Origin of the sequence: Nocardioides pymetrozini, from assembly GCF_046058985.1 — a bacterium.
Lineage (GTDB): Bacteria > Actinomycetota > Actinomycetes > Propionibacteriales > Nocardioidaceae > Nocardioides.
This window is the reverse complement of the sequence record NZ_CP175556.1, coordinates 3,266,803-3,279,761: the sequence shown is the minus strand read 5'-3', so window position 1 is coordinate 3,279,761 and position 12,959 is coordinate 3,266,803. Positions and strand designations below refer to the sequence as shown.

The following is a 12,959-nucleotide window of genomic DNA, read 5'->3' as shown; positions in this document are numbered from 1 at the left end:
CCAGATCCCTCGTCAGTCCAAGGTGAAGTAGTCGGGACCGCTGTAGCGGCCGGTGGTCATCTTCGTGCGCTGCATCAGCAGGTCGTTGAGCAGCGTGGAGGCGCCGAAGCGGAACCAGTCCGGGTCCAGCCAGTCGTCACCGGCGATCTCGTTGACCATCACGAGGTACTTGATGGCGTCCTTCGCGGTGCGGATGCCGCCGGCCGGCTTGACGCCGATCTGGACGCCGGTGGCCTCGCGGAAGTCGCGCACCGCCTCGAGCATCACCAGGGTCACGGGCAGCGTGGCGGCGGGCTGCACCTTGCCGGTGGAGGTCTTGATGAAGTCCGCGCCGGCGAGCATCGCCAGCCAGGAGGCGCGGCGCACGTTGTCGTAGGTCTGCAGCTCGCCGGTCTCGAAGATCACCTTGAGATGGGCGTGCGAGCCGTCGGCCCGGGCACAGGCCTCGCGCGTCGCGACGATCTCCTCGAAGACCTGGAGATAGCGGCCGGCCAGGAAGGCGCCCCGGTCGATCACCATGTCGATCTCGTCGGCGCCGTTGGCGACCGCGTCGCGGGTGTCGGCGAGCTTGACGTCCATCGACGCGCGGCCGCTCGGGAAGGCCGTCGCGACCGCCGCGACGTTGACCGCGTCTCCGACGATGGCCTTCACCTCGCCGACCAGGTCGCCGTACACACAGACCGCGGCCACCGACGGGCAGGTCGGGTCGGCGGGATCCGGGCGCAGCGCCTTGCTGGCCAGGGCCCGCACCTTGCCGGGGGTGTCCTGTCCCTCCAGAGTGGTCAGGTCGACCATCCGGATCGCGAGGTCGAGCGCCCACGCCTTCGCCGTGGTCTTGATCGAGCGAGTCCCCAGACCCGCGGCCCGGGCCTCCGCGCCGACCTGGTCGACACCCGGGAGGCCGTGCAGGAAGCGGCGCAGCGACGCCTCGCTCGCCGTCACTTCGGAGTACGCCGCGAGTCCCGGGGCGGGATCGGTGGGGGCGGTGGTCGGCATCTGCCCAGCATAGGGTTGCCGCTGTGCAGAACGAAGGTGCCGGCAAGGTTGAGCGCTACAGCTCCGGAGGGCTGGTCCCTGGAGTGGTCGGACTGGTCCTGGTGGCGGGCACGTTCGGCTACGGGCTGTTCGAGCCGGAGGCCGGCTTCGCGCCCTGGGCCTATCCGCTGTGCCTCCTCGCGGGCGCGGCGGTGTGGGTCGTGATGGTGCGCCCCGCCCTGCGCCTGCACCCCGACGACGTCGAGCTCCGCAACATCCTCGACAGTCACCGCGTGCCCTATGCGCTGGTCACCTCGGTCGACATCGGCCATGTCACCGTGGTGCACGCCGGGGACGAGCGGTACGTCGGCAGCGGGTTCGGCCGCGGCCGCCGCACCATGCGCCAGGACAAGGCCGCTTCCGGCGACACGCCTCTGGAGAAGAGGTCGACGGCATGGCTGATCGAGAACCGGATCGAGCGGCGCGCCCAGGCCGCTCGCGACGCCGCGTCGTGGTCCGGAGCGACCTCGCAGGTCCGCCACCAGTGGGCCTGGGTCGAGATCGGGGTGCTCGCGACGCTGGCCGTGGCGACCCTCGTGGCGGCCCTGGTCGGCTGACCGCGCTGCCCGCTCGTAGGCTGCACGCCATGCTCACTCCCGCGCGCCTGGCCCTCGCCTCCGTCCTGTCCCTCTCGGTCCTCGCGCTGTCCGCCTGTGGCGACTCCGGCGACGAGACGGCCTCGGACGGGGCCGGGTCGAGCACCGAGGCCGGGTCGAGCGGGGTGGAGTGCACCGTCGACGACATCACGGTCGAGGGAGAGCTCGGCGCGACCCCGACGGTCACCCTCCCCGACGACTGCGACCCGCCGGCGACCCTGCTCTCCACCGACCTCGTCGTCGGCACCGGTCCGGCCGCGGAGGCCGGTGACACCGTCGAGACCAACTACCACCTGGTCACCTGGTCCGACCGCCAGGTCCTCGACAGCTCCTTCGAGCGTGGCGAGACCTTCCCTCTCGAGAACCTCGGCAACGCACCGGTCATCGACGGCTGGAACCAGGGCCTCCTCGGCATCACCGAGGGGAGCCGCCGCCTGCTCGTGGTCCCGCCCGACCTGGGCTACGGCCAGGGCGGCAACGGCATCGCCCCGAACGAGACGCTCGTCTTCGTGGTCGACGCCGTCTCCGTCAGCTGACGCCGCCCCGGCGAGGGTCGCGCCCTCAGATCCCCGCAGCCGTCGCGATGTCGGCGCGCAGCGCGGTGAGCCGGGTCGCGGCCTCGGCGCGGGCGGTGGCCACGTCGGCGTCCACGACCGGGACCACCACCTCGAGATAGCACTTGAGCTTGGGCTCGGTCCCGCTCGGGCGTACGACGACGCGGCTGCCGTCCTCGGTGCGGTAGCGCAGCCCGTCGGTGGGCGGCAGCTCCGGCGTGCCCACGGCGAGGTCGTCGGCGGTGGTGACCGGCGAGCCGCCCAGGGTCGTGGGAGGGGTGGCCCGAAGGCGCTCCATCGCGGCCGCGATCTCGCGCAGGTCGGTGACCCGCACCGAGAGCTGGTCGGTCGCGTGCAGACCGTGCTCGACGGCGATGTCGTCGAGCAGGTCCAGCAGGCTGCGGCCTGCGGCCTTGGCCTCGGCGGCGATCTCGCAGAGCAGCAGCGCGGCGGAGATCCCGTCCTTGTCGGAGACGTGCTCGGGGTCGACGCAGTAGCCGAGTGCCTCCTCGTAGCCGAAGACCAGGTCGGGCAGCCGACCGATCCACTTGAAGCCCGTCAGCGTCTCGGCGTAGCGCTGGCCCGCGGCGGTGGCCATCGTCCCCAGCAGGGACGAGGAGACGATGGACGTCGCGTAGACGCCGGCGCGGCCCGCGCGCAGCAGGTGGTCGGCCAGCAGCGCCCCCACCTCGTCGCCGCGCAGCATCCGCCAGCCCTCGGGACCGGGAACGGCGGCCGCGCAGCGGTCCGCGTCCGGGTCGTTGGCGATCACGATGTCGGCGCCCGTGCGCTCGGCGAGGGCGACCGCGCGGTCGATGGCGCCGGGCTCCTCGGGGTTGGGGAAGGCGACCGTCGGGAAGTCCGGGTCCGGCTCCTCCTGCTCGGCCACGACGTGCGGCGCGGTGAAGCCGGCCGTCTCCAGCACGGTGGGCAGCGCACTGCCGCCGACCCCGTGCAACGGGGTGTACACGATGGCGAGTTCGCGGGCGCCGTCGCCGGCGATGGCGGCCGCGGTGTCGAGATAGGCGTCGACGATGCCGTCGTCGAGCACCCGGCCCCCGGTCGTGGTCAGCGGCACCCGGGTCACCGACTCCAGGGTGCCGACCGCGGCGATCCGCCGGGCGATCTCGCTGTCGGCGGGCGGCACGATCTGGCTGCCGTCACCGAGGTAGACCTTGTAGCCGTTGTCCTGCGGCGGGTTGTGGCTCGCGGTCACCATCACTCCCGCCGCGCAGCCGAGCTCGCGGATCGCGAACGCCAGCAGCGGGGTCGGGAGCGGGCGGGGGAGCAGCAGCGGCTTCAGCCCGGCGCCGGCCATCACCTCGGCGGTGTCCTGGGCGAAGACGTCGGAGTTGTGGCGCGCGTCGTACCCGATGACGACGGGGGAGCCCGGTGCGGCGCCCGTGTCGAGCAGGTACGCCGCGAGGCCGGCCGCCGCCCGGATGACCACGATCCGGTTCATCCGGTTGGGCCCGGCCCCGAGCGCGCCTCGCAGACCCGCCGTACCGAACTCGAGGGTGCCGCGGAAGCGGTCGGCGAGGTCGGCGCGTGCGTCGGCGTCGCCCGCCTCGACCGAGGCGATCACCCGGACCAGCTCGTCGCGGGTCTGCGGGTCGGGATCCTGGGCGAGCCAGGACTGGGCCCGGGCGAGCAGGACGTCGGTGTCAGGCGTGGTCACCGGGCCACGGTAGCGGCCGGCCGGGCCGCGGTCAGGCGTCGATGCTGCTCATGTCGCCGTACCGGTCTCCGGCGACGGCGTCGCGCGGCACCGCGGCCTCGAGGGTGGCGAGGTCGTCGGCGGTGAGCTCGACCGCCAGGGCGCCGACGTTCTCCTCGAGATAGCGCACCCGCTTGGTGCCCGGGATCGGGGCGACGTCGTCGCCCTGGGCGAGCACCCAGGCGAGGGCGAGCTGGCCGGGCGTGCAGCCCTTCGCCGCGGCGATGTCGCGGACCTGCTCGACCAGCGACAGGTTCCTCGTCAGGTTGTCCCCCTCGAAGCGGGGGAAGCGGCCGCTCGAGCGGGCGTCGTCCGCCGCGTCCGTGGGCATCGCGCCGGTGAGCATGCCGCGACCGAGCGGGGAGTAGGGCACCAGGCCGATGCCGAGCTCGCGCAGGACGGGGAGGATCTCGTCCTCGAGGTCGCGGGTGAACAGGGAGTACTCCGACTGGAGGGCGGTGATCGGGTGCACCGCGTGCGCCCGACGGATCGTGTCCGCGGACGCCTCCGAAAGGCCGAGGTGACGCACCTTGCCGGCCTCCACGAGCTCCTTCATCGCGCCGACGGTCTCCTCGATGGGGACGGTGCGGTCGACGCGGTGCTGGTAGTAGAGGTCGATGTGGTCCACGCCGAGCCGGGTGAGGGAGGCGTCGCAGGCGCGACGGACGTAGTCCGGGCTGCCGTTGATCCCGACCCAGCTGCCGTCGGGGTTGCGCTCGTTGCCGAACTTCGTGGCGAGCTGGACCTCGTCGCGGCGGCCGGCGATCGCCTTGCCGACGAGCTGCTCGTTGGTGAACGGGCCGTACATGTCCGCGGTGTCGAGGAAGGTGACGCCGAGGTCGAGGGCGCGCTGGATCGTGGCGATGCCGCCGGCCTCGTCGGGTGTCCCGTAGAACTCCGACATGCCCATGCAGCCGAGGCCGAGGGCGGAGACCGTGAGGGCGGAGCTGGTGCCGAGGGTGCGGTGGGGAGTGGTCATGACGGCCAGCCAACTCCTTGGAGCGCGCTCCAGGTCAAGCGCTCTGCTCGAGGACGTCCAGCTTGTGCTCGTAGAGGCCGATCTTGTGGTCGATGGCGCCGAGGTGGGCGGTGACCTCGGCGAGCTGGCGCAGCACGCTGTCCCGGTGGGCGTGCAACAGCGCGAGGCGCTTGTCCTCGTTGCCCTCGCCCGCGCGGACCAGCTCCGCGTAGCGGCGCACGTCGCGGATGGGCATGCCGGTGGCGCGTAGGCAGGTGACCAGTCTGATCCAGCGCAGGTCCGGCTCGTCGTACTGGCGGTGGCCGCTGGCCGAGCGGGGGACCGGGCGCAGCAGCAGGCCGTCGCGCTCGTAGTAGCGCAGGGTGTCGGCGCTCAGCCCGAGCTCGTCCGCGGCCGCGGCGATCGTCATCCCCGTCATCCCCCTATCCTGCGCCCTGGAGTGCACTCCAGGTCAACCGTCCCGCGGGCAGGGCCGGAGCCCGGCATCATGGACGGGTGGCCCGCGTCTACGAGTTCGCCGAGAGCTGGGTGGTCGCGGCGCCGACCGGCGAGGTGGCCGCCACGCTGGTCGACCTCGAGCACTACCGGGCCTGGTGGCCGCAGGTGCGGGCCGTGGCGAAGCTGGGCCCGGACACGGCGTGGGTGCGCTGTCGCTCGACGCTGCCCTACACGCTCGACCTGGTGCTCGACGCGGTCTCCCGCACGCCGCCCGTCGTCGAGGTCGCCCTCAGCGGCGACCTGCAGGGCTTCGCCCGGTTCACCCTCAGCGAGACCGAGGCGGGCACCCGGCTGGACTTCGCGCAGCGGGTGACGGTCCGCGGGGCGCTCGCGCTGGCGTCGTACGCCGCAGGGCCGGTGCTGGCCTGGAACCACCGTCGGATGATGGCGGGCTGCCGGGCGGGGCTGGCCGCGCGGCTCTCAGCCGTGGGCCGATGACCGCTTCCGCTGGCGGTGCCGCCAGGGGCGCAGAACCAGGACCAGGGCGAGCCCGAGAACGGCGCCGAACAGCGCGCCGGTGGTGTTGTCGACGATGTCGGTGACGTCGCAGGCGCGGTCGATCCGGGCCAGCTCCAGCTGGGTCTTCTCGATGAGGGCGGAGTAGCCGGCGAGGCCCGCCAGGCCGAGGGGTGCGAGCACCCAGCCGGCCCGCCAGCGGGCGGCCGCGAGCACGAGCAGCGTGCCGGAGGGTACGAAGAGCGCGGTGTTGAGGGTGCGCTGGCCGGACTGGAGGACCCAGAAGCCCTCGGGCGCCGGGCCGCCGATGTCCCACGAGCACGTGGACATCCGGGTCTCCGCGGGGACGATGCCGGGGTCGGGCGAGGTGGGGACCAGCGTCACCAGCGCGATGACCGCCAGCGACCAGAGCAGGCCGGCGATCGCGACGGCCGACAGCCAGCCGAGCGGGCGCCGCAGCAGCAGCGCGAGGGCGCAGCTGACCAGTCCTGCGACCCCGATGCCGAGCAGCATCACCCCGGTCCCCCCGAACGCGACCATGGCCCCGAGGCTAGCCAGAGCCGTGCGGGGACCCGAAGTCAGCGTGGTACGGCGGAGCGGGCCGCGAGCCGTCCCAGCAGCGCCGTCAGGTCGGCGGGCTCCTCGACCTCGAAGTCGCAGTCGAGGTTGACCAGGATCAACACCGGCCAGTCGAGGCTGTCGGTGTTCATCGTCATCCGGCAGGTCCGCTCGCCCAGTGCGTCGACGCTCGCCCAGCGTCCGACCACCGCGCCCACCTCGGCCGCCGGGGCGTGGAGCACGATGCGGACCTGATGGCGCTGCGGCCGGTTGCGCAGGCCCCGGTTGACGTACTGCGCCGCGTCGCCGCCCGGGATCTCGCGCGGCCGGAAGCGCTGACCCGTCGTGACCGGTACGCCGGCCACCCGGTCGACCCGGAACGAGCGCCAGTCCTGTCGCTCCCGGTCGTGGGCGACGAGATACCAGCGCCGGCCGAGGTTCACGAGCCGGTGCGGCTCGACCCGGCGTGTCGAGCTGGTGCCGTCGAAGGCGGTGTAGGCGAAGGTCACCACCTCGTCGTCGCGGCAGGCCTGGGCGAGCGTGGTGAGCACGGTCGGGTCGAGCGCCGGTCCGCCCGCCCACGGCAGGCCCTCCGTCTGGGTCTGCAGGGCGTCCATGCGGCGCCGCAGCCGGGGCGGCATCAGTGCGATGACCTTCGTGAGCGCCTGCAGTGTCGTGTCCTCGAAGCCGGGGACGCCACCGTTGGCCGCCGCTCGCAGACCGACGGCGACGGCCACGGCCTCGTCGTCGTCGAGCAGGAGCGGAGCCATCGCCCCGCCGGCACGCAGCTGGTAGCCGCCGGCCGCGCCGCGGACCGCGTCGACGTCGTACCCGAGCTCGCGCAGGCGGTCGACGTCGCGGCGCAGGGTGCGCTCGCTCACCTCCAGCCGGCCGGCCAGCTCGCCGCCGGTCCAGAACCGGTGGGTCTGCAGCAGGGACAGGAGGCGCAGCATCCGGGCGCTCGTGCTCATGTCTCCGAGAATAGGTCGCAATCAGGACAGAAGTTGACCGGAATGCTCCCTAGCGTGGTGGTCATGGAGAACAGCACCCAGACAGGCAGGCCGGTGATCCGCACCGTCGGGCTCACCCGCCACTTCACCCGCAACAAGCAGACGATCGAGGCCGTGCGCGGTCTCGACCTGGAGATCCAGGCCGGCGAGCTGGTGGCCTTCCTCGGTCCCAACGGCGCCGGCAAGTCCACGACGCTGCGCATGCTCACCACGCTGATCGCGCCGACGGAGGGGACCGCGGAGGTCGCGGGTCACGACGTGGTCCGCGAGCGCGCCGCGGTCCGCCGCTCGATCGGGTACGTCGGCCAGGGCAACGCCGCCGGCCACCAGTTCCGCGGCCGCGACGAGGTCATGGCCCAGGCCCGCGCGCACGGCCTGTCCCGCAGGGACGCCCGCGCGCGGACCGAGGAGCTGCTCGCGTCCTTCGACCTCGCCGAGCACGCCGACCGGCCGGTCGCCCAGCTCTCCGGCGGCCAGCGACGGCGCCTCGACATCGCGATCGGCCTGGTGCAGGAGCCGCCGATCCTCTTCCTCGACGAGCCGTCGACCGGCCTCGACCCGCAGAACCGGGTCAACCTGCAGGAGCAGGTGCGCCGCCTCAACGCCGAGCTCGGCACGACCATCGTGCTCACGACCCACTATCTCGAGGAGGCCGACGCCCTCGCCGGCCGCGTGATCGTGATCGACCACGGCCGGGTCATCGCCGACGACACCGCGTCGGCGCTGAAGTCGGCGCTCGGCGACCTGGTGGCGATGGACTTCGCCTCCGCGGACCAGGCGCGGGCCGCGGCCGAGCGCGCCGACCGCGTCGCGGGCGCCCAGGTCGTCGTGACCGGCAGCCATGTCGACCTCCGCGCGGCGTTCGGCCGCGACGCGGCGCCCGGCCTGGTCGCCGACCTCGCGGCGGCGGGCACGCCCGTCACCCGTCTCGAGGTGGTCGGACCCACCCTCGACGACGTCTTCCTCAACCTCACCGGGCGCAGCCTGCGCGAGGACCCGACCACCAGCACCGGCACTACCACCGAAGGAGCAGCAGCATGACCGTCGAGATCAGCCTCCCGAGCGACCGGGCCGCCACGGCGCCGGCCGCCGCGCGTCGTACCCGGGTCGCGTCGCGGCCCGTCGGCCTGGTCGCCGACATCGTGAACGTGCTCGTCCGCGAGCTGCAGCCGGTGCTGCGCCAGCCGGTGTCCGTCCTCTTCGCGATGGTCCAGCCTCTGGTGTTCCTCGGCCTGTTCGCGCCGCTGCTCCCCGACACCCCCAGCGGCTCCGCGCTGCAGTGGTTCGTGCCGGGCATCGTGTCGATGACGGCGCTGATGAGTGCCTCCTTCACCGGCGCCAACCTGTCCGAGGAGATCATCAGTGGCTCCTTCGAGCGCCTGCTGGTCTCGCCGGTGCGGCGCTCCTCGCTGATGATCGGCAAGGCGCTGCGCGAGATGGTGCCGCTGCTCCTGCAGACGTTGATCATCGTCGCGGCCGTGACGCCCTTCGCGTTCGACCTGCACGTCGGCGGGGTCCTCCTGGGCGTCGTGGTGCTGGTGCCCTTCAGCGTCGGTCTCGGCGCCCTCAGCCTCGCTCTCGCGGTCGCGGCGAAGGAGCAGTCGTGGGTGTTCTGGACGGTCCAGCAGACGGTGATCTTCCCGCTCCTGCTGCTCGCCGGGGTGCTGCTGCCGCTCGAGGGCGCTCCCGGCTGGCTGCGGACCGCGGCCGACCTGAACCCGCTCACCTACATCGTCGAGGCCGAGCGCGCGCTCTTCGCGGGCACCTACCCGGCCGAGACGGTGCTCTCGGGCATCGCGGCCTCCCTGGTCGTCGGCGTGCTCGGCCTGTGGGTCGGCGTGCGGCGGATGAACCGCGCCAGCTGACGGCGCCGCCCACGCCGCCCCGAGCAGGACTCAGAGGTCCAGCAGGTCGACCGGCGTGATCGTCACCGCGAACGGCTCCGTGGCCGTCCAGGTCTCCTGGGCGGCCACGCGGGCCGTCTCGACGTAGCCGCCCTCACGCAGCGACCACACGGTCAGCTCGGGCCCCCGCGGATCGACCGTCCAATACGACCGGCACCCGGCCGCGGCGAGGATGTCCTTCTTCGGTCCCAGGTCGTAGGCCTTGGTCGACGGCGAGTGCACCTCGACGGCGAGGACCGGTGCGACGCGAACGCCGGACTCGGTGAGGTCGGAGCGCCGGATCACCACCAGATCGGGCTGGATCGCGGAGTGCTCCCCGATGCGGACATCGAAGGGCGCGACATAGACCTGCAACTCCCTGGGCACTGCTGCCCTCAGGCGCACGAGGAGCTCGACGACGATCGACTGGTGTCGCGGTCGAGGCGTCGGCGTCATGAGCAGGACTCCGTCGAGCAGCTCATGTCGGTAGCCGTTCTCGGGGACCGCATCGCGCTCCGCGACCGTGAACGGTCCCTCGCGCACGATCACGTCGCCGTGCTCGAGGGTGGGCCGCGGCAGTGTCATGGCTCCCATGGTGCCTCCTCGCCTCCATGCCGACCAGCGTGCGGGAGGCCTACGACAGAGGCGCTCGGTCGTCCACAGGGCTCAGGCCGTCCAGCGCAGCGTGCGTCCGTGGCCGTGCGTCTGCGCGACCATCCGCCCGTCGATCCCGAGCACGAAGGTCGGGTGGCCGTCGGGGATGGCCGGGCCGGTGGCGGTCACGGACGGCAGCACCTGCTTGCCCTCGTTGCTCACCCAGTGACACCTTCCGGCCCCGACGAGGTCGCGGACCAGCGCGTCGAAGTCGGTACGACGCTCCGGCGGAAGGTAGGCGATGACCGCGCTGTGGAAGACCACCACGGTGCCGTGCTCCGCGGCCCGGTCGACGGCGGCAGGCAGCTCGTCCACGAGGTCGCCCCGCAGGATCAGCGGGGGCTCGCGCCGGGCCACCTCGATCGCGCGGACCAGCCGGGCCCGTCGCTCGTCCTGCTCGGGCCAGACCAGCGTCTCCAGCCAGGCCCGGATCGGGCCGCGGTCGTCCAGGAGCGCCGCGCGGAGGGCGTCGTACGGGCCGGGCGCGGGGACGCCGTGGTGGCGTGCCGCCGCGAAGACGAGGTTGGGCTGCCGCTTGAGCTCCGGCAGGGCCCGGATCCAGGCGAGCAGCTCCGGGTCGTCGGCCACGGCACCCGCCCAGGCGGCGAAGGTGGGGGAGTCCGCGGCCTCGACGGCGAAGCGCCGGTAGGACTCCTCGACCTCGGCGTAGGGCTCCATCGACAGAGGAGGCCTCAGATGCGCGGGACGATGTCGCCGAGCAGCGCGCCCATCCGGGTCGCGGCCTGGCGTCCGGCCTCCAGCACCTCGGCGTGGTCGAGCGGCTCGCCGCTCAGCCCGGCCGCGAGGTTGGTGACCAGGCTGATGCCTAGGATCTCCATGCCGGCCTCGCGGGCGGCGATCGCCTCGAGGGTGGTGCTCATGCCGACGAGGTGGCCGCCCAGGATGCCCGCCATCCGCACCTCGGCCGGCGTCTCGTAATGGGGCCCGGTGAACTGGACGTACACGCCCTCGTCCAGCGTCGGCTCGACCTCGCGGCACAGCGCGCGCAGGCGCGAGGAGTACAGGTCGGTCAGGTCGACGAAGTTGGCGCCGACGATCGGGGACTGGCCCGTCAGGTTGATGTGGTCGCTGATCAGGACCGGCGTGCCGGGCGTCCAGCTCTCCTTCAGCCCGCCGCAGCCGTTGGTCAACACGATCGCGCGGCATCCGGCGGCGGCGGCGGTCCGCACCCCGTGCACCACGGCGGCCACGCCGCGGCCCTCGTAGTAGTGCGTGCGGCTGAGGAAGACCAGCAGGTGGCGGTCCTCGGCGCCGTCGGCACCCGGCATCCGGATCGAGCGGACCTTGCCGGAGTGACCCTGGACCGCAGAGGCTGCGAAGCCGGGCAGCGAGGTCACGTCGATCTCGGTCGTGTTCGCGCCACCCGCGCCGTCGAGGGCGTCGGCCGCCGGCAGCCAGCCGGAGCCGAGGACGAGGGCGACATCGTGCCGGGCGACCCCGGTGAGCTCGGCGAGGCGGGAGGCGGCCTCTTCGGCCAGGGCGTACGGCGTGGGGGACTCGGTCACGGCGCCGAGCCTACTCATCACCAGCCGGCGACGAGTGCTTCCGGGACGTAGCCGTGCCGGACCCGCTGCGGGTGGTCGCCGACCTCGCGGTAGGCGAGCTCCTCGCCGGTCTCGGTGTCGAGGACGGCGACGGCGTCGCTGCCGGACAGCGAGATCCAGCAGGTGTCGCCGAGACCCTCGGTCGTCCAGTAGGGCTTGAGATAGCCGTGGCCGGTGGTCTGCTGGTCGAAGATCGTGGCGCGCCCCGACGTGCGGTCGACCAGCGCCGCGTAGTCGTCCATGGTCCCCGCGACGCAGAGGGTGTCGCCGTCGGCGTTGATGGACAGGCCGTGGTGGGCCGAGTCGTTGACGTACCGCTCGCGCAGCATGTTCGGCACGCGGTTGGGCAGCGGCACCAGCCGGGTGACCGCGCCGACCGACGGCTCGGCCACCCCGCCGAGGGTGTAGTCGACCTTGCCGTTGAGGTCGGGCGCCTGGGTGTCGAACTCCACGAAGCCGTGGAAGAAGGACACCTGGAAGTACACATAGCGCTCGTCGGGGGAGACGGCCATCGGGCGGACCGCGCTGCTCATGTTCGGGTAGCCGGCCTCCGCGAGCTCGCGCCCGATGCCCCAGCGCTCCAGGATCGAGAAGTCGGAGTTGCGCACCACCTGGAACCAGCGGTCGCCCTTGAGGCCGTCGAGCAGCGGCAGGTCGCCGGGGGTGTAGACCAGGCCGATCGAGGCGTGGAAGATCTCCTCGCCGTCGCGGGTGTAGTTGCTCTCGTGGGGCGTCTCGCCGGAGACGAAGGTGCGCATCCGGTCGCCCATCCGCACGACCGTGCCGTCGGTGAGGGTCTCGTCCACCATGGAGTACTCGATGACCTGGCGCTCGGTCGAGTCGGAGACGAGCAGCCGGCGGCCGTCGGGCGAGAGCGCCATGTGGTCACTGCGGTGGCCGTCCATCGACTGCTCGCGGACGATCGCGCCGGGCTCACCGGCCGTGGCCTTGGCGATGTCGACCCACACGACGTCGGCGAAGCTCGGCCGCGACACGGCGAGATAGCGGCCGTCGAGCGTGGTGAACATGTCGTCCACGAACTGGTCGTGGCCCTCGCCCGGCCCGTACCGGATGAGCAGGAAGTAGGCCAGCGCCACCGGGTCCTTGCGGATGTCGGCGAGCTCCTGCGCCTTGTCCGGGATGAGGTCGACCCCGCGCTTGAGGACCGTGAAGTCGCGGGCGTCGACGATGCTCGCGGTGCCGGCCCAGTTGTTGCCGACCCACATGACGTCGCGCAGGCCCGGGGCGCGCCGGGGGAGGGCCGTCGGGCTCGCGGGCAACGTGTCAGCGGCCGCGGCGCGGGCGGGCACGGCCTCCTGGGCGGGCGCGGCGCCTGGAACCAGGGAGAGCGCGGCGACGGCGACGGCGGTGCCGGCCAGGGACAGGCGTCGGAGAGCACGGGAGGACGTCCGCATGACCTGACAACGGTTCAGGTTTCCTCGGGGTCACGCTTC

At 72.8% G+C, this 12,959-nt stretch carries 15 protein-coding genes; 5 read left to right on the top strand and 10 right to left on the bottom strand.

The genetic code is table 11. The features are described from left to right. Positions 1–12: 12 nt before the first annotated feature. Entirely contained in the window at positions 13–996 is a 984-nt protein-coding gene (gene deoC / locus ACJ5H2_RS16080) for a deoxyribose-phosphate aldolase (RefSeq protein ID WP_408896428.1), read from the bottom strand. Positions 997–1,019: 23 nt separating this feature from the next. Here deoC and ACJ5H2_RS16075 point away from each other — a divergent pair, with 23 nt between their 5' ends. Continuing rightward, on the top strand, positions 1,020–1,592 hold the full coding sequence (locus ACJ5H2_RS16075) for a hypothetical protein (RefSeq protein WP_408896427.1): 573 nt from the start codon (positions 1,020–1,022) through the stop codon (positions 1,590–1,592). A 29-nt stretch (positions 1,593–1,621) separates the two neighbouring features. Further along, complete coding sequence (locus tag ACJ5H2_RS16070) at positions 1,622–2,167, top strand: FKBP-type peptidyl-prolyl cis-trans isomerase (RefSeq protein ID WP_408896426.1); 546 nt, start codon at positions 1,622–1,624, stop codon at positions 2,165–2,167. Positions 2,168–2,192: 25 nt separating this feature from the next. Here ACJ5H2_RS16070 and ACJ5H2_RS16065 read toward each other — a convergent pair whose 3' ends face one another. The 3 genes from ACJ5H2_RS16065 to ACJ5H2_RS16055 are packed head-to-tail and all read right to left on the bottom strand — an operon-like array spanning position 2,193 to position 5,299. Further along, on the bottom strand, positions 2,193–3,863 hold the full coding sequence (locus ACJ5H2_RS16065; protein WP_408896425.1) for a phospho-sugar mutase: 1,671 nt from the start codon (positions 3,861–3,863) through the stop codon (positions 2,193–2,195). 31 nt (positions 3,864–3,894) lie between these two features. Next, positions 3,895–4,881, bottom strand: coding sequence for an aldo/keto reductase (locus tag ACJ5H2_RS16060; protein WP_408896424.1), 987 nt, complete (start codon positions 4,879–4,881; stop codon positions 3,895–3,897). A 34-nt stretch (positions 4,882–4,915) separates the two neighbouring features. Further along, entirely contained in the window at positions 4,916–5,299 is a 384-nt protein-coding gene (locus tag ACJ5H2_RS16055) for a MerR family transcriptional regulator (RefSeq protein ID WP_408896423.1), read from the bottom strand. A gap of 77 nt (positions 5,300–5,376) precedes the next feature. Here ACJ5H2_RS16055 and ACJ5H2_RS16050 point away from each other — a divergent pair, with 77 nt between their 5' ends. Further along, positions 5,377–5,817, top strand: a complete 441-nt coding sequence (locus tag ACJ5H2_RS16050) for a polyketide cyclase (RefSeq protein WP_408896422.1) — start codon at positions 5,377–5,379, stop codon at positions 5,815–5,817. Here the strand turns inward: ACJ5H2_RS16050 and ACJ5H2_RS16045 are convergent. Both ACJ5H2_RS16045 and ACJ5H2_RS16040 read right to left on the bottom strand, forming a co-directional pair. Then, positions 5,800–6,375 (bottom strand): VanZ family protein, encoded by a 576-nt coding sequence (locus tag ACJ5H2_RS16045; RefSeq protein WP_408896421.1) that lies wholly within the window; start codon positions 6,373–6,375, stop codon positions 5,800–5,802. The genes ACJ5H2_RS16050 and ACJ5H2_RS16045 overlap by 18 nt on opposite strands. A 38-nt stretch (positions 6,376–6,413) precedes the next feature. Beyond that, positions 6,414–7,364, bottom strand: coding sequence for a helix-turn-helix transcriptional regulator (locus ACJ5H2_RS16040; protein ID WP_408896420.1), 951 nt, complete (start codon positions 7,362–7,364; stop codon positions 6,414–6,416). A 63-nt stretch (positions 7,365–7,427) separates the two neighbouring features. On the opposite strand from ACJ5H2_RS16040, the gene ACJ5H2_RS16035 reads away from it, so the two are divergent. Then, positions 7,428–8,444: an ABC transporter ATP-binding protein gene (locus ACJ5H2_RS16035; RefSeq protein ID WP_408896419.1), complete on the top strand. Its 1,017-nt coding sequence runs from the start codon at positions 7,428–7,430 to the stop codon at positions 8,442–8,444. Beyond that, a complete protein-coding gene (locus tag ACJ5H2_RS16030) occupies positions 8,441–9,268 on the top strand; it encodes an ABC transporter permease (RefSeq protein WP_408896418.1) in 828 nt (275 codons plus the stop codon). Before ACJ5H2_RS16035 ends, ACJ5H2_RS16030 begins: the two co-directional genes overlap by 4 nt. Positions 9,269–9,298: 30 nt before the next feature. Here the strand turns inward: ACJ5H2_RS16030 and ACJ5H2_RS16025 are convergent, their stop codons facing one another. From ACJ5H2_RS16025 to ACJ5H2_RS16010, 4 genes are all read right to left on the bottom strand, one after another. Continuing rightward, positions 9,299–9,880 carry a Uma2 family endonuclease gene (locus ACJ5H2_RS16025; RefSeq protein WP_408896417.1) on the bottom strand — a complete coding sequence of 194 codons (582 nt, stop codon included), beginning with the start codon at positions 9,878–9,880 and terminating at the stop codon, positions 9,299–9,301. Between the two features lie 72 nt (positions 9,881–9,952). After that, positions 9,953–10,618: a DUF2332 family protein gene (locus ACJ5H2_RS16020; RefSeq protein WP_408896416.1), complete on the bottom strand. Its 666-nt coding sequence runs from the start codon at positions 10,616–10,618 to the stop codon at positions 9,953–9,955. A gap of 14 nt (positions 10,619–10,632) precedes the next feature. After that, complete coding sequence (locus tag ACJ5H2_RS16015; protein WP_408896415.1) at positions 10,633–11,484, bottom strand: purine-nucleoside phosphorylase; 852 nt, start codon at positions 11,482–11,484, stop codon at positions 10,633–10,635. Continuing rightward, positions 11,484–12,920 (bottom strand): YncE family protein, encoded by a 1,437-nt coding sequence (locus tag ACJ5H2_RS16010; RefSeq protein ID WP_408896414.1) that lies wholly within the window; start codon positions 12,918–12,920, stop codon positions 11,484–11,486. The genes ACJ5H2_RS16015 and ACJ5H2_RS16010 overlap by 1 nt, the downstream gene beginning before the upstream one ends. Positions 12,921–12,959: the final 39 nt, after the last annotated feature.